Raw genomic sequence first — 22,309 nt, 5'->3', positions numbered from 1 at the left:
ACTTATACCCTAACTTTTACACTATAATAGCCCGGTACAACTACCGGGCTATTTTTATGAAAAGAAAGAAAATATATATTGCCTACACAGGCGGTACCATAGGTATGAAGAAATCAAGCAAAGGCTATATTCCAGCTGAAGGATTTCTTACCCAAACAGTTAAAGCCAGCGCTGAATTTAATCGTGAAGAAATGCCATTATTTGATATTCACGAGTATTGCCCGTTAATTGATTCATCTGATATGAGCCCAATGCATTGGCAGCAAATCGCTGATGATATTAAAGCAAAATACGCAGAGTATGACGGTTTTGTCGTACTACATGGCACCGATACCATGGCGTATACCGCATCTGCCCTCTCCTTTATGTTGGAAAATTTAACCAAGCCGGTGATTGTTACTGGGTCGCAAATTCCACTATCGCAATTGCGTTCAGACGGTCAAGTTAACTTACTCAACGCAATGTATCTAGCGGCTAATTACCCTATCGGTGAAGTAAGTTTATATTTCAATAATCAACTTTACCGTGGTAACCGTGCAACCAAAATGCATGCCGATGGTTTTGCTGCTTTTGGTTCACCTAACATGTCGCCGCTTGCTAAGGTAGGCATTAATATTGAGTTAGTTGCCGGCCAATTAAGCCCAAGTTTAAACAATAAACTGGACGTTACTAAAATTACGCCTCAGCAAATTGCCGTATTGCACTTGTACCCAGGCATCTCTGTCGACCTGATTAAAAGTATGATGACAGACTCTTTAAAAGCACTTGTACTATTGAGTTTTGGTGTAGGTAATGCACCTCAAAACCCTGAAATGCTTGAATTATTTAGTAGCGCAACACAAGCAGGGTTAGTAATTATCAACCTTACTCAATGTATTCAAGGCAGTGTTAATATGGGTGGTTATGCAACCGGTAACGCACTATTAAATGCGGGCGTAATTAGCGGTTACGATATGACGTTAGAAGCCTGTCTTACAAAACTACATTACTTACTTAGTCAAAACTTAGAAGTTGAAACGGTACGCCATTTAATGCAAGACAACCTAAAAGGTGAACTCACTCGCTAGAGTAGATGTGATATGCCAGTAAAAAAGCGCCCTACGGCGCTTTTTTGTTAACTAACTTGTAATTACTTTGCTTTAAAATCTAAACACACTGAGTTAATACAATAGCGCGTACCCGTAGGCGGCGGACCATCATTAAATACGTGACCAAGATGCGCATCACACTGCTTACAACGCACTTCAATGCGTTCCATGCCATGTGAGCTATCACGTAAGTAACGAATACTTTCTTTTTCACTGAAACTAAAAGCCGGCCAACCACAACCAGATTGAAATTTATCTTCCGATTTAAACAACAAAGCATTACAGCAAACACAGTAATAATCACCCGACTCAAAGAAGTCGTTATATTCTCCCGTAAATGGGTATTCAGTGCCCCCATCTACGCACACATGTTTTTGTGCATCGGTGAGGTGTGTTTGCCATTTTTTATCCATTATCGTACTTTTGCATCTATGTGAGTTAAGTCAGTTAAATGACAAGTTTCGCCTTCATGCGTTTTAATACCATGCTCACCAAAGTAATCGCGTTGTGCTTGTACTAAATGACCATTGCTTGGTGTTGTAAGCGTTGCATAGTAAGTTTGCGTAGCTGCGAGTACTGGGAACGCAAGGCCTGATCTTACTGCGTCAGCGGCAATGTTGCGAAGTGCGATCACTTCATCATTTAAACCATCAATAAAGCCGTTACCTTCTGCGATTTGATCTAAGTAATCTGCACGAATAATACAGCCTGCACGCCATGTTTGTAACGTTTTAGCTAAATCCACCTTCCACTGATGTGAGCGTGATGCACCTTTAATCAAGGCTAAACCTTGGCGGTAACATAAAAGGCTCGCTAAATGGAATGCTTTACGTAATTCTTCTAGATCAATGTCTACTTTCGCAGGTTGCTTTGCTGCGTAAGTCATTTCTAACGCTGCGTGGGTATCTTGCGTATTGGTTAAGTGACGAGCTTGAACCGCTGCGACTAACGACGGTACCGCAATACCTAATTCAAGGGCATTTTGCGCAGTCCAAAGGCCTGTGCCTTTTGCACCAACTTTATTATCGATTAAATCAACAATCGGTGTGTTATCGCTCGAATTAAGCTTTAATATATGGCTTGAAATTGACAGTAGGTAACTGTTTAGTTCACCTTCAGACCAAGTATCAAAAAGCGCTGCAATTTCATCATTTGATTTACCGCAGCCTAAACGCAGTAAATGATATACCTCAGCAATTAACTGCATTAACGCATATTCAATGCCGTTGTGAACCATTTTTACAAAATGACCTGATGCCGATTGACCAACACGAGCAAAGCACGATTCGCCATTATGGCTTGCCGCTACTTTTTCAAAGAAAGGAATAATGCGTTCCCAACCGCCTTCAGAGCCAGATGCCATCATAGCCGGACCATGACGCGCTCCTTCAGCACCACCCGAAATACCCATAGTGGCAAATTCAAACTTATTTTGATATTTCAGTTTACGGGCAATACCGTCTTTATAATTACTGTTACCGCAATCGACAATAATATCGTTAATATCAACGCCCGCTTCGATTAATTCTGAACACACTTTGTCTACCAACTCGCCTGCTGGTACTAAAAGTAAAATTGAACGCGGTGTTTCAAGACGACGAACCATATCGGATAAGTCGCTTACAATATGCAGTCGTTCGGCAAACCCTTCTTTTTTCGCTAAGCTCAGTAAATCTTCGCCTGCATCTGGGTTTTTGTCATAAGCGACGAGATTTAAACCTTTCTCAATTAAATTTAAGGCAAGGTTCTTACCCATAACGCCTAAGCCAACTAATGCGACTTGCATATAAAATCTCCTAACTGTTAGGTGTGAATTCATTGCTAATCTAAATTTTAGTCAGTGCGATGTTTACACTGTATTTTTAGATTAGTTAAGCGGTAATGGCGCGCATTATATGGCTTTTCGACCAGCATGCAATTTTATTATTAAAAAAATTATAGAATATAATTTCTTTGCTAGGCCTTAATTTTACTCGATTTGTTCAATTCTCTACCGAATATCAATCGTCTAACGACCGATTTCAGCGGACTTATGTCCTTTTTGAGGGCTATTAAGATAATTTAAAAGGCGTATAATAAAATTTACATAAATATTATTCATACTAAATCTAGTGTGCAATCAGTTGACGCCAACATGACACCGGTGTCATAATCTACTAACCACACAAAAAGCAAGTATATTAAGCTAGCCTCTTTAGCTTAGTTGTTGTGTAATACAAAGAATATATAGAAATAGCCAACGGGAGCTACTAAATGCCAAGACGTACCAAAATCGTTGCCACACTCGGTCCTGCTACAGATAGAGACGATAATTTAGAAAAAGTAATAAAAGCAGGTGCCAATGTAGTACGCCTAAACTTCTCTCATGGCGTCGCACAAGATCATAAAGATCGTGCAGCAAAAGTACGTGAAATTGCTAAAAAATTAGATACACACATCGCTATTCTTGCCGATTTACAAGGCCCTAAAATCCGCGTTTCAACGTTCAAAGAAGGTAAAGTTAACTTAGCAGTAGGCGCAAAGTTTATTCTTGATGCTGAAATGGAAAAAGGTCAAGGCGACATCGATGGTGTAGGTATTGATTATAAAGAGTTACCACAAGATGTGTCATCGGGTGACTTATTGCTATTAAATGATGGCTTAATTCAATTAACTGTTGATGAAGTTGTTGGTAAAAAAGTGCACACCACAGTAACTGTTGGTGGCGTGTTATCAAACAACAAAGGTATCAACCGTTTAGGTGGTGGTTTAACCGCACCAGCATTTACAGACAAAGACAAAGAAGATTTAATCACTGCAACTGAAATCGACGTTGACTACATTGCGGTTTCTTTCCCTCGTTCTGGCGATGACATGCGTTATGTACGTTCACTGGCAGAAGCTGCGGGTTCAAAAGCGCAATTACTTGCAAAAATCGAACGTGCAGAAGCCGTTGAAACGGAAGAAGCGATTGACGATATCGTATTAGCATCTGACGCCGTTATGGTTGCCCGTGGTGATTTAGGTGTTGAAATTGGCGATGCGGCGCTTGTTGGTAAGCAAAAAGCAATTATCAGCCGTGCACGTACACTAAACCGTACCGTTATCACTGCGACGCAGATGATGGAATCAATGATTGATAACCCAATGCCAACACGTGCTGAGGTTATGGACGTTGCAAACGCCGTACTTGATGGCACTGACGCGGTAATGCTATCAGCAGAAACTGCAGCGGGTGACTACCCTGCTATCACAGTTGAAACTATGGCGCGTGTTTGTTTAGGTGCAGAGTCTCAGCCACAAACTGCTATTTCTAAGCACCGCTTAGATTCAATGTTTGAAAACACATCTGAAACAATCGCACTATCCGCAATGTACGCAGCAAACCACTTAGATTCTGTAAAAGCACTAGTTGCATTAACTGAATCGGGTAGCACGGCAAAATTAATGTCGCGTATTAGCTCTGGTTTACCAATTTATTCGCTATCTCGCCATAACCGCACTCTTGGTCAAACAGCACTTTATCGTGGTGTTTATCCGGTGTATTTCGATTCAACAGAATACGATTCAGGTTCATTGGTAAAACAAGCATTAGCGACATTAGTAAGCAAAGGCTACTTACAATCTGGTGATAAAGTAATTTTGACCCACGGCGATGCGATGGAAACTGTTGGTGCAACAAATACACTTAAGTTAGTTACGGTAGATTAAGCCGAAATTAACATAAAAAAACCAGTTCAAATGAACTGGTTTTTTTGTTTTTAACAATGAATAAATCGCTTATACCAATTCTGTTAAGTATGTGATCAAGAATCGCGCTGGGTAAATGAAATGGTAACAAGGCGGAATTTTTCTTATGTAGTTGTTCTACATTGATAAATTCTAACGCAGTTAACATGATATTTAGTCCGCTAGGATGATCAGCTACTTAAGTGAATTAGTATTATTTTGCGATATATGGGATCACTTGTTTAATTGGTTGTGAAAACGTTAAACGCTTGTCTTCCCCTTCCACATCAAGCGATTCAATTGTACAGCGATTGTCCTTACACTTAATTTCATCGCCCGCACCCATTGGTGCAGTTACTGTGTTATCAAACACTAAGGTGACACCTTTCACTTCTGGCATCATAAACGAGAACAGCGTACGCATAAAAAAGCCGGACAAACGGCCAATTAAATCATCAAACTCAGTTTGCAGCTTTGCCATTTGTTTTAACGACACACTGTCACCGTAATCTTGGCTTGATTCCATCTGCAATTTTAACTGACATTGCTCACCCGCATTTGGCTGTACCACGATAAGTGCTTTGTCTTTATCGAGCGTTTCGTCAAACGGTAACAGCAATTTACTGGTTTTCGTATAATTAAGTGGATATTCATTGGTTTTAGTAATAATACTGCCGCTTTCAATCGTACAGGGATTGGCGTTTTGGTTAATTAAATAAAAACCAACATCTGCGCTTGCGTAATCCCCTTTCGACATCACTTTTAAACGGTCATAAAAGCCATCATACGAGACAACAAATTCAGACGCATTTGCCGTTAACGAAAGTGTTGATGCAAAAATGCCTGCCGCTACTAAAATCTTATTCACCGAAATACCTTTGATTCGTCATTAACATGTGATTTAGTTCATCAATATAAGCTTGACCGCGTTCTGAGTAGCTGCCAAGACCATTCAATAACTTCTCGGCTAGTATAATCTGCTCGTCGTAGCGATTGCTTTGCCTTAGATCACGAAGTTGTTGATATGCTGGGTGCGTATTAATGTTTCTGAAATATGCGCGCACACTTTGCTCAAGTGTTTTAAATGCCGCAACTTCATGGCTACGCCCTTCATTACGCTTATTAGGTACCATGCCGCAACCTTCTTTAAAACACCACAAGCCAAAGAAATTTAAGCCAATACGTGCAAAACGCGAGGTTCCCCAGCCTGATTCGTTAGCTGCCTGTGTTAACACCATGGCACGTGGAATCATATCAACACGGCGTAATGCACGGGTTAAGTTTTCTTCGTTAACTGTGTCGTCGAGTTTATATTCAACAAGAATTTTCTTTAACGGTTTGATTTGTGCGTCGGGAATGGCAAAGCCGAGTTCTAGCTCGGTTAAGGCTAAATCAATTTTTTCCCGTTGCTTTAGTATGCGTTTGTTTTCCGCGATTACATGTGGCTTCAACAAATCAAAAAATGCTTTTTTGCGCGCTTTCACATCACGAATTTTCGCAAAATCAGGCAATTTCACATTATGCAGCGGCTTTTCAACAACCACTTTTTTTACTTGTGTTGTTTTATCTTTAGATTCGGCTTGTTTGTCAGAGTCAGTGAGCCAAGGAGCGACCAACATGTAACCAAACAAACACACTATAATTAGTTTTAATAATAACTTCATATAAAATTTAAGTAGTTTAGAAATGTCTAAAAAAAGGAACAATTCTACACTAATGCATACTAGGACGTAAGCTTTTTAATCTTTGCTCTATCCCAATAAATACTGTGACCCACTAATGAACTAAGTGCTTTATTAAATAATTCGAAACTCGCAAACGGCGTCATTTTACCCGTTAAGCAGTACCAGGAATGTGAATAACAATTGCGTTTACTCACATGATAATCGTGATAAGCAAACACCTGACGAGCAACGTGTTCTTGGTCAAAATCAAATATGATTGGGTTGGCAAGCGTGTCTGTTGCAACAAAAATATGCTGACCACTGCGGTCTTGTAAAAAGCGCTTGAAACTAATGGCGCGCGATAATCCAGAACCATGTAGCTCTAACACAAGATCATCGTCAATTACTAAGCCTGTGTGGATAAACCCGTTGTAAACACCACAGCACACTATACTGCCAATTTCCGGCGTTATTTGAAATTCACTCGGTAGATGGTCGCACGGATAGCGACCGACCGCACTGCGTGCCTTTAAACCTAACTTACGTTGTTTATCTTGCTTTTCTATCTCACTTCGATAAAACGAATTTGCTAACACTGCGGCCGCTGAAACGCCGAGCAAAATTGGTAATGGCATAATCTCACTCCAAATATCACCCTAGCTTTAACTATGGCACAGCTTATACCTTAATAGTGTTTTAAGTTGTTGCAATTTATGTCTAAAATAACACTATGATAGAAGTAGATTAAACCGGATTTATGACTGAAGAATGGCTGGCTAGACGTTATCAAGAAAACAAACATCGTCCCGACGATAAACGTTCCCCGTATCAAAAAGACCGATCTCGCATTATTCACGCAGCCGCTTTTAGGCGTTTACAAGCAAAAACCCAAATTATGGGCATTGGCGTAAATGACTTTTATCGCACCCGATTAACCCATTCACTCGAAGTAGCACAAATTGCCAGTGGTATTTTAGGTCAACTAAGAGCAAATCCGAGCAATGCATCATTTTCAGCATGCTTACCTTGTCGCAGTCTTATCGAAACGTTATCACTAGCACACGACATTGGTCACCCGCCTTTTGGTCACGGCGGTGAAACGGCTCTCAATTACATGATGCGTGCGCACGGTGGGTTTGAGGGCAACGCCCAAACACTTAGAATTGTGGCTAAACTAGAGCCTTACAGTAAAGGCTACGGTATGAACCTAACACGCCGCACTTTATTAGGTTTTATAAAATACCCACAGCTGATCAAATCGTTGTGGAAAATTCCGCATGATGATGGCACAGATAAATTTATCAACTCTACTCGTTGGCTTCCCGCAAAAGGGCTTTATTGCGAAGAAAGCGCGGTGTTTGATTGGGTATTAGCACCGCTTTCAAATACAGACAAAACCATATTCACATCATTTGCCGAAAACGCGAATGGCGTTGCTCGCACCCACTATAAATCCCTCGACTGTGCCATTATGGAACTAGCCGATGATATTGCGTACGGCGTGCATGATTTAGAAGATGCGATTGCCACGGGCATGGTAAGTCAGCATCAATGGCATGAATTTGTCGCAAATCATTTGAGTGAGTTAGAAGACGGTTGGCTTAAAACCAATTTACCACGCATTTCTGCTCAACTATTCTCGCGCGATGAAGCCGATTTAAAAGAGGTAATTGGCGAACTAGTTAATTTATTTATTACACAGGCAAAAGTGAAAAAGCTTGGCGTATTCGACAGCCCGTTACTCGACCACTCGGTATATTTAGACAAAGAGTTATTTATTTTACTTGAAGGGTTAAAACAATTTGTGTTTCGTAATGTAATTCGCCACCCAGAAATGCAGCAAATTGAATTTAAAGGACAAAAAATTATTTCCGATTTATTTGCCGCGTTTGCCAGCGATCCGCTAAGGTTGTTACCTCATACTCGTCAAACAATTTACCAAGCGGCGCTCGAAAACGGCGAAACCGGCTACCGTCAACTTTGCGATTACATCTCATCAATGACCGATGAATACGCCATAAAGGTACACGGTCGCTTATTTACTACTGAGTATTAAGCTATTTTTGAGTCGTCGTAAAATACTGTACCATCGTCTTTTGATACATTACGACTACAGTGACTTTCTTGTGTTTCAAGTAATTCACTGGGTCGTAAACTACGTTCTTTTAATGCTTCGCCACAATGCGGACATACATCAATTAAACATTCGCTACTCAGATGAAAACAGTTGGTGCACTCAAAGCAACTCACTTCCGTTTCACTTTGTGCTTGTTCGCTTTTTTGACAATGGAACAATGCGTGTTCTGCCATATTTGACATTACGATCCTCCTTTTTGTTTGAACATAAAGAAAGCAACTCTGTTTGACAAGCTTATTTAATGAACAATTAATAAAACCAGTAAAAAGTGCTAATTAGTGCATTTTAATTGTCACAATAGCGTCATATTTATTAATCCATAAATGTGACGAAGCGCACTAATCTTTCCCAGAAATCAGGCGCGATAGCATAATCATTTTTTATCTAAATATGACTCACCACCCCATGATGCTGGGAGTGCTTGGCGTTTATATTCTCCGATGCGCTCAAGAAACAATCTACATAAAACCATTAACTCTGGGTCAGAATAAAGTGATTGGTAGTTGGTGTGCGCTTTTTGCCAGTCCTTCTCGCAATACGCAGAAAATGCTTGTGTTAGTGTCTGTTGGTGCATTGAGCTTTCAAAATAACAATAGATATTGATGGCCTGCGATTTACCTTTTAATACCACTTTATCAATTAAGGTAAAATGGGATTTGTCATCAAGTTGCTCATAAACAGCTTGTCCAATCAATAAATCACTGCCGTACAATCTATTGGCGCTTTCTAGGCGCGCCGCTTGGTTTACCGCATCGCCAATACAAGTGTAATCGAATAAAATATCTGAGCCAAGATGGCCAACGATAACTTCGCCATAATTTACACCTATACGCAGTTTCAGTTCAGGAAGCCCCTGGCGTTGTAATTCTTTACTGAGTTTTACGCAAGTTGCGTTCATTTCAATTGCCGCAGCAACCGCTTTTTCAACCGAGTTTTCACAAGCTACTGGTGCACCCCAAAACGCCATTACCGCATCGCCTAAATATTTATCAAGGGTGCCCCCGTGTTTTACGATAATGCGACTATGCGCTGTCAGTACCTGATGCAAAATATCCGCAACTTGTTCAGCCTGAGTTTGCTCTGCGAGCTTGGTAAACCCAGCTAAATCAGCAAATAAAATCGCTAAAAATTTACGCTCGCCTCCAAGCTCTAACTTTGTAGGGTTGTCTTTAAGCTCATGCAATACCTGACCGGATACATAACGTGAAAACGCATTAGTAATAAACTGCTGCTGTCTGTGCTGTTTTTTAAAGCCAAGGACAAAGTAAAAGAAATAACTACTGATTGCTATCGCACACAAACTTACTACCGGCAATGAAACACTATGATAAAACGCAAAAAGTGAAATAATCACAATGAAACCAACTAACTTAGCCAAACCTAGTAGTGATTTTTTCAACGACGCTGCAGTAAATAGATAACTTGCAAACAATGCAACTAACAAAGCTAAAAACGCGGTTTGCAAAACAGTTAACGTTGAAATACTTAACCCGTTTTGTACATTAACAATCGCGTTAGCATGCACCTCAACACCCGACATTGTATTGCCAGAAAACCAAGTAAGCGGGGTACGATAGCGGTCAATGGCCGTATCACCAAAACGCGTATTGGTAAGAATATCGATGCCCACTAAGATGATTTTGTCTTTGAAAATATGATCGGGTAGCAGATTTGCATTTGCAGCCTTGACGAAAGGTATCGTTACAAAGCTATTTGTATCGCCAATAAAATGAATTCGGGTATTATTTGTGGGGTTTTGTGCGCTAAACGCGTAACTTATACTGCTGCTACCACGCGGTAAACGTCTTATCACACCATCAAGATCCGATGACAATTTAAAAGACTTAACTTTTGCACCCGCATCTCGATAATAATTCAATAAAGAATCGTCCTGTCCACTTTGACTCTTTGCAAAATAAACAGGCAAGTTGCTAGCTGTTATACTGCTTGCAAAATTAGAAGCTTCTTTCTCATTTGCATTAGGTAAAGCATCTACAGGTAGATTTAATACAACCGCTTGTGCGCCTGCGTGATTTAACCGTTTTAGTAAATTAATGTAATAACCTACAGGCCAAGGCCAACTAGATTGATAGTGCGCAAAACTTCGCTCGTCAATAGCAACAATAACAATATCGGTTTTATTGACGTTGGCGGGAATAATACTGGATTGTGCATCAAATGCCGTGTTTTCAAGTTGCTGCCAAGCATCACTTTTTGACAAAACGTACACACAACACACACTTATTAACGACGATAACAGGCTATACAACAACCACTTTTTGCTAACCTGATTAAACATACAAGTAATTAACCTTGAAATATGGCTTCACGCGTTGTGCTAGTCTATTTTACGCAAAGTTTGATTTACTGAACGTTTATTCGCCTTCCGCTTCTAACAACGTGACAGGTTCCATTAAACGTTCTGTGGTTTTTTCTAAACGTACCGCCAAGCCTTCTATTATACGTGCGGCAATACCCGCGTTATTCGCTAACATTTCTTCAAAGCGTTCGCGCTCGTATACTTGCAATACGGTATCTTCCGTTGCAATGGCACAACAACTACGCAATGAGTTTGTGATAATCGCCATCTCACCTAAAAACTCACCCTCGCCTAAGTAACTTAATACCACGGATTGTCCCATTTTTGACTTAACCAGCTTAATTTTACCTGAGCGGATCACATACATACGCTCTGCTTTGTCGCCTTGTTGAAACAAGGTTTGACCTTCTAATAGGGTTAATTCGCGAGTCATAGTATTCCTTACTTATAAATTGACTTTAGGCTAAATTATCGCGATTAAACAAGGGGATGTCTACGACTTAATGACTAATTAACCTGATCTAGGGATAACAAATTACTTTCCAGAAGATATGAAACAACATAGTTATTATATTTGAGATGCTTAGATATCCTCACAACCCGAGTTCAGGTTAACTAAAACCTTTTCACATTAAAAAAGGAAGCGAATGCTTCCATTTCACAAGATTACAATCAACGGTTTTTTTAGAACTGCGCTGTTAGATTGATTTGATACATATCGTACTCAAAATCGCTATCTAGATTTGTACCGTAGCTACCCGATAAAGACCAGTTGGTATTAAAGTAATAACGTCCACCAATTTGAATATCATCTGATTTATTAACTGATGCAAATACTGATAAACCTTCATTGAAATAGTAGTTTGAACCTAATAACCAATGATCGAAGTCACCTGCATCAATATCAAGGTTTACGGTTATGTAACGACCTTGGCCAAGCTCTGCATAATACTTGGTATCTAAGCTAAAGAAATCAAATTCCTCATCAACTGATGCAGTAAAGCCAACATAATCCGTCGTGTTTAAGCTTAAATTGTACTGTGCCGTTGCATAAAAACTACCATCAATGCCTCGCGCATCAGAATCACGGTAGTGAATACGTGCAATTAAATCGGGTGTAAATAAGTAACCAAATGCTGCCTCGTAATAGTCTACATCACCCCAATCTGAATCAGCATTGTTGTAGCTAGCACCCGCTACAAAATTGTTGAAGAAATATTCACCGCGAACACCTATTGTATCCGTGTAATCATTATCGCTGTAAGACGCACCGATATTCGACTTGGTATTGATGTAAGAAAACTCATTGTATGGGCCAAGTGCTTTACGCGCATCAAAATAATATACAGAATCAATGTTTACAATTTCATAGTAGTCCGTATCAGCATATGACGCATTTGAAATTGACTGGTATTCATTTGCACAGGCTGCAAATGATGTAAGCGTAACTAAACTCGCTAATAATGTTTTTTTCATGCTACTTTCCTTGTGTAGTGATCTTCTCGACGATATGCATTATATAGAGTCTCAAATCAGTTACAATAACGACGCCATTTACATTAAGTCAATAATATCCATTTCTATTCATAGACTTAATGCTTTTTAATCAGATTTAACACCGGATTTACAATGGTGTTTATTTATTATCTTGCACTGTAGAGATCTCTTACACGACTTTAAGACAAAATACCCGCTTTTAGAACGAAAAAAGGAAGCCACAGCTCCCTTAAAAATTAATGATTTACAGCGTATTTACAAAGGTACGTGTAACACGCCTTCCATTATTACGCGTGCACTTCGGCTCATACTAGCAAATTCGGCTTGCCAACCAGCGTCAGTTTCAGCTGTCTTTGCGCCGACTTTCATGGTGCCTGACGGATGACCAAAGTTCACATCAGAAATGTCACCGCCACCAGCAGCTAAATTAACTAATGTGCCTTTTGTCACAGCAGCGCAAGCAATCGCAACTGCTGCTGTGCCCATCATCGCATGATGTAGCTTACCCATTGAAAGCGCGCGCACATTTAAATCAATGTTTGCACTTTTTACCATATCACCGCTTGAGCTGATGTAATCTTGCGATGGTGAAACAAACGCAATTTTTGGTGTGTGCTGGCGCGTTTTCGCTTCACTCGCATCGCTAATTAGCCCCATTTTAAGCGCCCCTGCGATTCTTAGCTTTTCAAAAAAAGCCAGCTTGTCACTATCACCATTGATGTCTTCTTGCAGCTCTACACCACTGTAGTTAATGTCATGACTATTAACAAAAATGGTCGGAATACCCGCGTTAATCATGGTTGCTGGAATATCCCCTAATCCCTCAATCGTTAACGTATCGACCAAATTCCCGGTTGGGAACATATTCTCGCCTGCTGGGGATGGCGCAAGGAATTGCACTTTAATTTCGCTGCTTGCAAATGCGACGCCATCAAGTTTAAAGTCACCAACCTCGTTAACTTCACCGTCTTTTATGGGTACTTGCACCACCAGCGTTTTTTTGATGTTTTTTTGCCAAATACGCACTTCAACATCGCCGTTTTGCGGAATACGTGACGCATCTACTAAACCATTATTAATCGCAAATGCGCCCACGGCAGCCGTTAAGTTACCGCAGTTACCACTCCAATCAACACTTGGTTTATCGATTGCAACTTGACCAAATAAATAATCAACATCGTGATCCGCTTTCTCGCTTTTAGCGACAATTACCGTTTTACTGGTGCTGGACGTTGCTCCGCCCATACCATCGATTTGCTTCTCGTAAGGATCAGGGCTGCCAATCACACGCATTAGTAACTTATCACGAAATTCGCCAGGCGATTGTGCTTCAAGCGGTAAATCGCTTAGCTTAAAAAACACCCCTTTACTGGTGCCGCCACGCATATAAGTTGCTGGAACTTTATATTTTGTTGTCATAGTGAGGTATAGCAGCGATTAACTCGCTGCTGTCTCCGCTAAAAAGTCTTGTGCAAAGCGCTGTAATACACCACCTGCACTGTAAATAGAGACTTCTTCCGCTGTATCTAAACGACAGGTAACCGGCACCTCTACTACTTCGCCATTTGCGCGATTGATAATCAGCGTTAACTCACACCCTGGCGCAGGCTCGCCTTTAACATCAAAGGTTTCTGTACCATCAATTGAAAGCGTTTTACGCGTTGTGCCAGCTTTAAATTCAAGCGGCATAACACCCATACCAATTAAGTTAGTACGGTGAATACGCTCAAAACCCTCTGCCACAATGGCTTCAACCCCTGCCAAGCGCACACCTTTTGCCGCCCAGTCACGAGATGAACCTTGGCCGTAATCAGCACCGGCAATAATAATTAGCGGTTGTTTACGCTCCATATAGGTTTCAATTGCTTCCCACATACGCGTTACTTTGCCTTCTGGCTCAATACGCGCAAGTGACCCTTGTTTTACTTCGCCATTCTCTAACACCATTTCATTAAACAGCTTAGGGTTGGCAAAAGTAGCTCGCTGCGCTGTTAAGTGATCGCCTCGGTGCGTTGCATACGAGTTAAAGTCTTCTTCTGGTAACCCCATTTTGGCAAGGTATTCCCCTGCTGCACTGCTTGCTTGAATAGCATTAGACGGTGATAAATGGTCCGTTGTAATGTTATCGCCAAGTACAGCAAGCGGACGCATGCCTGTCATAGTACGAGGTTTTGCAAGTGCGCCTTCCCAATATGGCGGACGGCGAATATAAGTACTCATTTCGCGCCAATCGTATAGTGGGTTATTGTCTTCGCCGTAATCCACGGTTAGATCGAACATTGGCGTATAAACTGCGTTAAATTGCTCTGGCTTAACGCTTTTTGCAATTACCGCGTCAATTTCTTCATCGCTTGGCCAAATATCATTTAAGCGAATTTCTTTACCTTCAGCTGATACACCCAATACATCGTTTTCAATATCAAAACGAATACTCCCTGCAATTGCATAAGCAATAACCAGTGGTGGCGACGCTAAAAACGCTTGATTAGCATGCGGGTGAATACGACCGTCAAAGTTACGGTTACCTGAAAGTACCGCAGTAGTATATAAATCGCGCTCAATAATTTCTTTTTGAATAACAGGGTCTAGTGCGCCACTCATACCATTACACGAAGTACACGCGAAACCCACAACACCAAAACCTAAGCTTTCTAGTTCTGGTAATAAGTTTGCTTCTTCCAAGTAGCTTTTAACCACTTTAGAACCCGGCGCAAGTGAAGATTTAACCCAAGGCTTACGAGTTAAACCGAGTTTATTTGCATTGCGTGCAATTAAACCTGCGGCAATCATGTTGCGTGGGTTTGATGTATTGGTACAGCTCGTGATAGCTGCCACAATTACTGCACCATCGGGCATTTGTGTATCTGTATGCGAATAATCACCTAATAAATCGGTGTTTTTAAGTTCATTGGTTGCTACACGGCGATGCGGGTTAGAAGGCCCTGCGATATTTCGGCCAACTGCACTTAAATCAAAGGTTAATACACGCTCGTATTTAGCCTCAGTCATTTCAGATGCCCAAAGGCCTGTGGTTTTTGCGTATTCTTCTACGAGTTTAATTTGAGTGTCTTCACGGCCTGTTAGCTTTAAGTAATCAATGGTCTTTTCATCAATGTAGAACATGGCCGCAGTTGCGCCGTATTCTGGCGTCATATTTGAAATGGTTGCACGATCACCTAAATTTAAGTGCTGCGTACCTTCACCGAAAAATTCAAGGTAAGTAGACACCACTTTTTCGTTACGTAAAAACTCGGTAATTGCTAGCACAATATCGGTTGCGGTAATACCTGGCTTACGCTCACCGACAATTTCAACACCTACAATGTCTGGTAAACGCATATACGATGCGCGGCCTAACATTACACTTTCCGCTTCAAGGCCACCGACACCAATGGCGATAACACCTAATGCATCTACATGGGGTGTATGGCTGTCTGTGCCTACTAGGGTATCTGGAAAGGCAACGCCATCACGCGCCTGTACTACCGGCGACATTTTCTCTAGGTTGATTTGGTGCAAAATACCATTACCCGGAGGGATAACATCAATATTTTTAAATGCCGTTTTAGTCCAATTAATAAAATGGAAGCGGTCTTCATTGCGGCGATCTTCAATCGCACGGTTTTTTTCAAACGCGTCTTTATCGTAACCACCGTGCTCTACCGCAAGGGAGTGGTCAACAATCAGTTGTGTAGGTACAACAGGGTTAACTAATGATGGGTCGCCGCCTTGCTCTGCAATGGCATCACGAAGGCCTGCTAAATCAACCAGTGCGGTTTGGCCTAAAATATCATGACACACCACACGTGCTGGATACCAAGGAAAATCAAGGTCGTGCTTGCGCTCAATCAATTGTTTTAACGAATCAGTTAGCATTGAAGGCTCGCAGCGGCGAACGAGGTTCTCAGCAAGCACTTTTGAGGTATAAGGTAATTGTTGATAGCTCCCCGGTGAAATAGCATTCACCGCAGCTTCAACATTAAAATAATCTAGGCCTGTATTGCCTAGCTTTTGACGGTATTGGGTATTCATATGGGCTCCACAACAAACTCGGAGTAAAGGCATGCTAGGCATGCCTTGATATAATGCGAATTACTTAGAAATTAACGCGCTGAAATAGGTGGTACTTCGCGTGCATCTGGGCCTGTGTAATCTGCACTTGGACGAATAATACGGTTATTAGCACGTTGCTCTTTCACGTGTGCTGTCCAGCCTGTTACACGGCTCATTACAAAAATTGGCGTAAATAACGCTGTTGGAATACCCATAAAGTGATAAGCCGATGCATGGAAGAAATCAGCATTACAAAATAGCTTTTTCTCACGCCACATTACTTCTTCACAGCGCACAGACACTGGGTAAAGCACGTCATCGCCTACTTCTTTCGCAAGTAATTCAGACCACTTTTTGATGATCACATTGCGCGGGTCAGACTCGCGGTAAATTGCGTGGCCAAAGCCCATGATTTTTTCTTTACGCTCAAGCATGCCCATCAGTGCTTCTTCCGCTTGATCAGCACTTGTGAAGTTCTCAATCATTTCCATTGCGGCTTCATTTGCACCGCCGTGCAGTGGGCCACGTAATGAGCCAATTGCACCGGTTACACATGAATGCACATCTGACAGTGTTGATGCACATACGCGCGCTGTGAACGTAGATGCGTTAAATTCATGCTCTGCATATAAAATTAGCGATACATTCATCACCTTAGCAAATAGCTCGCTTGGTGCTTTGTCGTGTAATAAATGTAAGAAGTGAGCGCCAATTGAATCGTCGTTAGTTTCAACATCAACACGTACACCGTCGTGCGAGAAACGATACCAATAGCAAATAATACTTGGGAATACCGCAACCATACGGTCAATATGGTCGTTCACATCGTTAAAGTCAGTTTCCATTTCAAGGTTACCCAGCATAGAACAACCGGTACGCATTACATCCATTGGGTGCGCTGATTTCGGAATAGATTCTAGAACACTTTTAAGTGCCGCAGGTAAACCACGAAGTGTTTTTAGTTTCGCCTTGTACTCATCAAGTTGTGATTGATTTGGTAATTCGCCACGGCTTAAAAGGTACGATACTTCTTCAAATTCAACTTTATCTGCAAGTTCTGAAATATCATAACCACAATACGTTAAACCACTGCCTGATTTACCTACTGTACATAACGCTGTTTCACCAGCAACTTGACCACGTAATCCTGCTCCGCCTAATGCTTTATCTACCATTTTCCTGCCCCTTATTTATTATTCTGAAAAAGTTTATCAAGTGTGTTTTCAAACGAGTGGTAATCTAAAAAGTCATACAACTCAGCGCGGGTTTGCATTGAATCAATTGCGTTTGCTTGCGAGCCTTCACTTAAAATTGTGTTATACACATTAAGCGCCGCTTTATTCATTGCTCTAAACGCACTTAGCGGGTAAAGTACCATGCCTACACCCACTTCTTCTAATTGGGTTTTAGAATAAATTGGTGTTTGGCCAAATTCAGTAATATTGGCAAGAATTGGTACATTCAGCGCATCGCTAAATGCTTTATAGTCAGCAAGGTCGTGCACGGCTTCTGCAAAGATTGCATCGGCACCTGCTTCAATACACGCAGCTGCGCGGTCGATTGCGGCATTTAACCCTTCTTTTTGAAACGCATCGGTACGCGCCATAATGTAAAAGTGCTCATCCGTTTTTGCATCAACTGCCGCTTTAATACGGTCAACCATTTCTTGTTGACTTACGATTTCTTTATTTGGACGGTGACCACAACGTTTTTGCGCGACTTGATCTTCAATATGAAAACCCGCTGCACCTGCTTTTGTCATTTCTTTTACGGTACGCGCAATATTAAATGCACCACCCCAGCCTGTATCGGCATCGACTAGTAGTGGTAAATCAGATGCGCTGGTAATACGGCGAATATCTTCAAGCACATTATCTAAGCTTGTCATGCCTAAATCCGGTAAACCGTAACTGGCGTTGGCAACCCCAGCGCCTGATAAGTAAATAGCTTTATGCCCTACCTTCTCTGCCATCATTGCAGTATAGGCATTGATAGTGCCGACCACTTGAAGCGGTTGGTTCTCTGCTAATGCTTGGCGAAACTTCAAACCTGCTGACATGTATGTCTCCTTTGAACGGTATTTTTATATTTTTACGTTAGCTTTACGCTAACTAAATTTGTTTACACTTTTATTGGCATCACGCATTACTGAAACTTACGTTCAATATTGTTACCTGACGCCGCGATATGTCTTTTCATTAATAATTCGGCTAGTTCACCATCGCGTGCTGCAATGGCATTAATAATAGCCAAGTGCTCATCAAATGCTTTGCTAACACGTGGGCCATTCATGCCCATTTGCACTCGGTACATTCGCACTAATTGGTATAATTCGTTGCACAATAGATTAATTAAGTGACTGTTTTTACTGCCTTTAATAATGCGGTAGTGAAAGTCTAAGTCACCTTCTTCTTGGTAGTAAGACTCTCCTTGGCGCACCCGTTGTGTCGACAAATGATCATCAAGTAAGGCTTTTACCTGATTGATTTCATCGTCTGTCATATTGGTTGCTGCTAAACGGCACGCCAGCCCCTCAAGGGCACTGCGCACTTGATAAATTTCATCTAGCTTTTCTGGGGTAAGTGAAATTACACGGCAGCCCACATTCGCTTTTCGCTCAATTAAATGACAGCTTTCTAAACGATTAAGCGCCTCACGCAAAGTTGCGCGGCTAACTTGATGCTTTTTGGAGAGTTCTGGCTCAGAAATTTTTGAGCCTTGCGCTATTTCACCTTCCACAATGGCTTGGCGAATGTCGACAAAAACCTTATCTGACGCTGTTTTTACTTCATTTTCCAATTTAAAACCTAACTATTGTCGACAATAACTAGGGGTAATATAGGAGTGATTCACGAAGAGATCAACAGATTGTCGACAATTTTAGCAATTAATTTTATTAAATTAGACTAGAGAGGTGGTAATTGTCGACAATAGAGAACAAGAAACACTCCGGTGAGCGTTCCGCTATTAACGTATAACGACCATTAACTAGCCGTTATGCACTAACGCTTAATGTAAATCGCTTCATTAAGCCTCTTGATTCAAAGAGCCCCTAGCAATACACGTTAAACGCTGAAAAAATGTAGGCCATCGTTAACTACGCCACCTACACCTAAGTTCGTTCACATAACGCCATTTAAGTATTAAAAGCCTTTAAAGTGTAGCACCGCAAATAGAGTTTCGTTCTTCTAAACTCTTAACTAGTCTGTGATTACACGCCTTTGCAAAATGATGTTTCGCATCTTTCGATTGTTTAAATTGGTTACCGATCACAGCAAATAACTGTAACGATTTACTCGCTAGGTTTGACCAAAGTAACTCATAGGCAAACGATGTCATCATGCCTTCATCTAATGTGTATTTGTTTGTTTTAATATCCGATAGTACCTTTTCAAAGGTGCCTGTGGTAATCGCTTGTGTTAGTGCAAGCGCAACGTCATTTTCACGGTTAGGTGCCTGCTCGCCATAAAGCACCTTGGCAATATCCCCGACTAGTTGGCGTTTCAACTGATAACTCATACCATTATTGCTAAGTAGAATAACACTGTGTTTATCATCTATAAGGCGCAGTACCATGCTGCTGTAGCCTTTTATTTTGCCATCATACATATGGGCATTCACATTACGTGACTCTGTAATTGGCAATTTGCCTACTCGCCAACTGTAAGGTAAATCGGGGTTAAACAATTGGCGCTTGCTTTTTTCATTAATGAGTTCAGTGCCATAAAGCGCTAAATCAAATCGATATAAATCATCGGCGCTACTATAAATGGCGGCACCTGCACCAAATAACTTGTAGTTGTTATCTGGCTCACGTTTATAGCCACCAGCACCTCGCCATTGATGCGCTTTAATTACGTGAGCACTTTGTGTATTACCAGGGGCGACACCCGAATGCGTCATATTAAGTGGTGCTAAAATATTGGTTTTTAGACTTTGTGCAAATGATTGCCCTGTGACTTTTTCAATGATTTTACCTAACAGAAAATACGCAGGATTTGAATAATTGTGCTCTTCACCAGGCTCAGCACTTAACGGCATATTTGCTATAACATCAACAAATGCCTGCTCAGTGGTTACTTTGTGAAAGTCACGATTAAACCAGTTATTGAGCGTAAAGTGATTAGGTATACCCGATGTATGATTCAATAAATGATGTAATGTGATTTGTCGGCCAATATCATTATCAAACTCAGTAAAGTAGTCGGCTAATGTACTTTCAAGCTTAAGTTTGCCTTGCTCTTTAAGTTTAAGCACTAACGTGGCTGTAATGGGTTTACTAAGCGATGCGATTTGAAACGAACTGTTTACGCTAATTGGTGTGCGATTGTCATAATTGGCAAAGCCGTACGCCTGCTCAAATATTTTTTCACCTGATTGAGAAACCAGTAACACACCTTCAAATGCACCATGTGAAACGTAACTATTAACCACGTTTTCGATAGCGCTTTTTGTTGTTTGTGTTGTGGGCTGTGGTTTAGCACAAAGGCTAAAAGATAAGATAACCCCGATGGCTGCAACCGCAGTTTTTGCTGTTAACACAATTAAGTTCCCTGTTTTTGCATAGCGTTAGATGGTGTTTAGTATCTATTGCTTAATTACACTCAGCAAATCAAAATTGTATACAAATATTAATGAGTTATTAGTGCGTGTTACCCTTTTTGCCCATAATTTAAAGGCCAAATCCGCTGGCTTTCTACCGCTAAGTAATAAGCTTATTGCAAAAAAATAGCCCAACTATTTAAATGTTTGGGCTATCACAAATTGCTACGTTTTGTTATTTGTTGTATCCCGCGTTAAATATAAAAACACACCTAAAGATGCTAGTAAAAACGCGGTGCTAATAATAATGGCTACGGGATAATACAAATTACCTGCTAGTTCAAGTTGGCTGTATTTAATAACCATAATCAGCCCCTCTAATGAAAGCGCGATACTCACAGTACCAATAAAACGCGGAATTGTGCCACGCAAACTCTCAATGGCATTGTTAATTTCTTCGGCTACCGAGTATTCTTTATGGATCACTAAGGCTAGCTCAAACACTGCCAACGCAATAATGCCTGTATTAATGCCGTTTAAGAAGATTTGGGTAACGTCTTTACCTGCCAAAATGCCGCTTAATGTCGATTTTCCAAGTGAGTACAACAAGGCTAACGCCATGCCTAAAAATATAAACACAAAGATTTTAGCAATTATAAAACGGACTTTTTGAAACAGGTCATTACTCATAAACTCTCCAGCAACATTTATATAAATACCAATACATCTCAACATATCGCGTATTATTAAACAACAGGTTAGCTATGACGCTTTGTTATTAAAAGTAATCTATAGCCCGTAATAAATGTGAGAATTGAAGTTAAAAAAAGATGTGAAAATATTGTGCTTAATGAGTTTAAGCATGCGATAAGGATATCAATCTAATTGCTTGTTATGTGCACTTGTTGATTTCTGCTAACTCTAAATCAATATTGGCAACAATATAACCATACTCTTTTTTAGATAACTCTTTAGACTGAAACTGTTGCTTAGCTAAATCATGATTCCAAGCTTTACCACAAGGTGCCGCAGGGATAGCGGTATCAACCTTTAGTAGATAGATATCTTGTTCTTGAACAACGCCACCTTTTTTTACAATACTTTTGGCACAAAGGCTTAAAGCATACTCAACCGCAAATTTATCTACACTTGGCATTCCAATAAACTCAACATCACAACCAAGTTTTTTATTACCCTTAGTATCAACATAATAAAGTTGCCCTGACGTTGTACAGGCTGAGCAAGTAAAGGCTACAAAGATTAAAAAGATATGTTTAATACTCACAGGGACTCCTTGTGC

Annotated in this window: 20 protein-coding genes; 3 read left to right on the top strand and 17 right to left on the bottom strand. The window is 40.8% G+C overall.

What is annotated here, in order from left to right; genetic code table 11:
• The first annotated feature begins 56 nt into the window (after positions 1-56).
• Positions 57-1,067, top strand: a complete 1,011-nt coding sequence (gene ansA / locus ACHSBP_RS11220) for an asparaginase (RefSeq protein WP_395388882.1) — start codon at positions 57-59, stop codon at positions 1,065-1,067.
• A 62-nt stretch (positions 1,068-1,129) separates the two neighbouring features.
• On the opposite strand, the gene msrB is transcribed toward ansA, so the two are convergent.
• Both msrB and gndA read right to left on the bottom strand, forming a co-directional pair.
• Positions 1,130-1,501 carry a peptide-methionine (R)-S-oxide reductase MsrB gene (msrB, locus tag ACHSBP_RS11215; protein ID WP_100913455.1) on the bottom strand — a complete coding sequence of 124 codons (372 nt, stop codon included), beginning with the start codon at positions 1,499-1,501 and terminating at the stop codon, positions 1,130-1,132.
• Positions 1,501-2,874, bottom strand: a complete 1,374-nt coding sequence (gene gndA, locus ACHSBP_RS11210) for an NADP-dependent phosphogluconate dehydrogenase (RefSeq protein WP_054981264.1) — start codon at positions 2,872-2,874, stop codon at positions 1,501-1,503. Before gndA ends, msrB begins: the two co-directional genes overlap by 1 nt.
• A gap of 467 nt (positions 2,875-3,341) precedes the next feature.
• Here gndA and pyk point away from each other — a divergent pair, with 467 nt between their 5' ends.
• The gene (gene pyk / locus ACHSBP_RS11205) at positions 3,342-4,778 is read left to right on the top strand and encodes a pyruvate kinase (protein WP_395388881.1); all 1,437 of its coding nucleotides are present in this window, start codon (positions 3,342-3,344) and stop codon (positions 4,776-4,778) included.
• A 232-nt stretch (positions 4,779-5,010) separates the two neighbouring features.
• Here pyk and ACHSBP_RS11200 read toward each other — a convergent pair whose 3' ends face one another.
• From ACHSBP_RS11200 to ACHSBP_RS11190, 3 genes are read right to left on the bottom strand one after another with little or no spacing between them, the layout of a single operon-like run.
• Positions 5,011-5,664 (bottom strand): DUF2987 domain-containing protein, encoded by a 654-nt coding sequence (locus ACHSBP_RS11200; protein ID WP_395388879.1) that lies wholly within the window; start codon positions 5,662-5,664, stop codon positions 5,011-5,013.
• Positions 5,657-6,460 carry a glucosaminidase domain-containing protein gene (locus ACHSBP_RS11195; protein WP_010559988.1) on the bottom strand — a complete coding sequence of 268 codons (804 nt, stop codon included), beginning with the start codon at positions 6,458-6,460 and terminating at the stop codon, positions 5,657-5,659. The genes ACHSBP_RS11200 and ACHSBP_RS11195 overlap by 8 nt, the downstream gene beginning before the upstream one ends.
• A gap of 59 nt (positions 6,461-6,519) precedes the next feature.
• Positions 6,520-7,095, bottom strand: coding sequence for a hypothetical protein (locus ACHSBP_RS11190; protein WP_010559987.1), 576 nt, complete (start codon positions 7,093-7,095; stop codon positions 6,520-6,522).
• Between the two features lie 122 nt (positions 7,096-7,217).
• Between ACHSBP_RS11190 and ACHSBP_RS11185 the strand changes: the two genes are divergently transcribed.
• Positions 7,218-8,516: an anti-phage deoxyguanosine triphosphatase gene (locus ACHSBP_RS11185; protein WP_395388876.1), complete on the top strand. Its 1,299-nt coding sequence runs from the start codon at positions 7,218-7,220 to the stop codon at positions 8,514-8,516.
• Here the strand turns inward: ACHSBP_RS11185 and ACHSBP_RS11180 are convergent.
• The 12 genes from ACHSBP_RS11180 to ACHSBP_RS11125 form a co-directional block, all read right to left on the bottom strand.
• Positions 8,513-8,779, bottom strand: coding sequence for a DUF1272 domain-containing protein (locus ACHSBP_RS11180; RefSeq protein ID WP_010559985.1), 267 nt, complete (start codon positions 8,777-8,779; stop codon positions 8,513-8,515). The genes ACHSBP_RS11185 and ACHSBP_RS11180 overlap by 4 nt on opposite strands.
• Positions 8,780-8,970: 191 nt before the next feature.
• Complete coding sequence (locus tag ACHSBP_RS11175; protein WP_395388875.1) at positions 8,971-10,896, bottom strand: CHASE2 domain-containing protein; 1,926 nt, start codon at positions 10,894-10,896, stop codon at positions 8,971-8,973.
• Positions 10,897-10,972: 76 nt separating this feature from the next.
• A complete protein-coding gene (locus ACHSBP_RS11170) occupies positions 10,973-11,350 on the bottom strand; it encodes a Crp/Fnr family transcriptional regulator (RefSeq protein WP_010559983.1) in 378 nt (125 codons plus the stop codon).
• A 251-nt stretch (positions 11,351-11,601) separates the two neighbouring features.
• On the bottom strand, positions 11,602-12,393 hold the full coding sequence (locus tag ACHSBP_RS11165) for a putative porin (RefSeq protein WP_395388873.1): 792 nt from the start codon (positions 12,391-12,393) through the stop codon (positions 11,602-11,604).
• Between the two features lie 276 nt (positions 12,394-12,669).
• A complete protein-coding gene (gene prpF, locus ACHSBP_RS11160; RefSeq protein ID WP_395388872.1) occupies positions 12,670-13,833 on the bottom strand; it encodes a 2-methylaconitate cis-trans isomerase PrpF in 1,164 nt (387 codons plus the stop codon).
• 18 nt (positions 13,834-13,851) lie between these two features.
• Positions 13,852-16,446 carry a Fe/S-dependent 2-methylisocitrate dehydratase AcnD gene (gene acnD / locus ACHSBP_RS11155; protein WP_395388871.1) on the bottom strand — a complete coding sequence of 865 codons (2,595 nt, stop codon included), beginning with the start codon at positions 16,444-16,446 and terminating at the stop codon, positions 13,852-13,854.
• A 71-nt stretch (positions 16,447-16,517) separates the two neighbouring features.
• Positions 16,518-17,642, bottom strand: a complete 1,125-nt coding sequence (gene prpC / locus ACHSBP_RS11150) for a 2-methylcitrate synthase (protein WP_395388870.1) — start codon at positions 17,640-17,642, stop codon at positions 16,518-16,520.
• Positions 17,643-17,653: 11 nt separating this feature from the next.
• Positions 17,654-18,526, bottom strand: coding sequence for a methylisocitrate lyase (prpB, locus tag ACHSBP_RS11145; RefSeq protein WP_010559978.1), 873 nt, complete (start codon positions 18,524-18,526; stop codon positions 17,654-17,656).
• Between the two features lie 86 nt (positions 18,527-18,612).
• On the bottom strand, positions 18,613-19,266 hold the full coding sequence (locus ACHSBP_RS11140) for a GntR family transcriptional regulator (RefSeq protein WP_010559977.1): 654 nt from the start codon (positions 19,264-19,266) through the stop codon (positions 18,613-18,615).
• 354 nt (positions 19,267-19,620) lie between these two features.
• Positions 19,621-21,009, bottom strand: coding sequence for a serine hydrolase domain-containing protein (locus ACHSBP_RS11135; RefSeq protein WP_395388868.1), 1,389 nt, complete (start codon positions 21,007-21,009; stop codon positions 19,621-19,623).
• 225 nt (positions 21,010-21,234) lie between these two features.
• The gene (locus ACHSBP_RS11130; protein WP_395388867.1) at positions 21,235-21,699 is read right to left on the bottom strand and encodes a hypothetical protein; all 465 of its coding nucleotides are present in this window, start codon (positions 21,697-21,699) and stop codon (positions 21,235-21,237) included.
• A gap of 202 nt (positions 21,700-21,901) precedes the next feature.
• The gene (locus tag ACHSBP_RS11125) at positions 21,902-22,294 is read right to left on the bottom strand and encodes a hypothetical protein (RefSeq protein ID WP_395388866.1); all 393 of its coding nucleotides are present in this window, start codon (positions 22,292-22,294) and stop codon (positions 21,902-21,904) included.
• Positions 22,295-22,309 lie beyond the last annotated feature (15 nt).

The organism is Pseudoalteromonas sp. XMcav1-K (assembly GCF_044005875.1).
In the GTDB taxonomy this organism is placed as follows: domain Bacteria; phylum Pseudomonadota; class Gammaproteobacteria; order Enterobacterales; family Alteromonadaceae; genus Pseudoalteromonas; species Pseudoalteromonas spongiae.
This window is presented reverse-complemented; position numbering and strand designations above follow the sequence as displayed.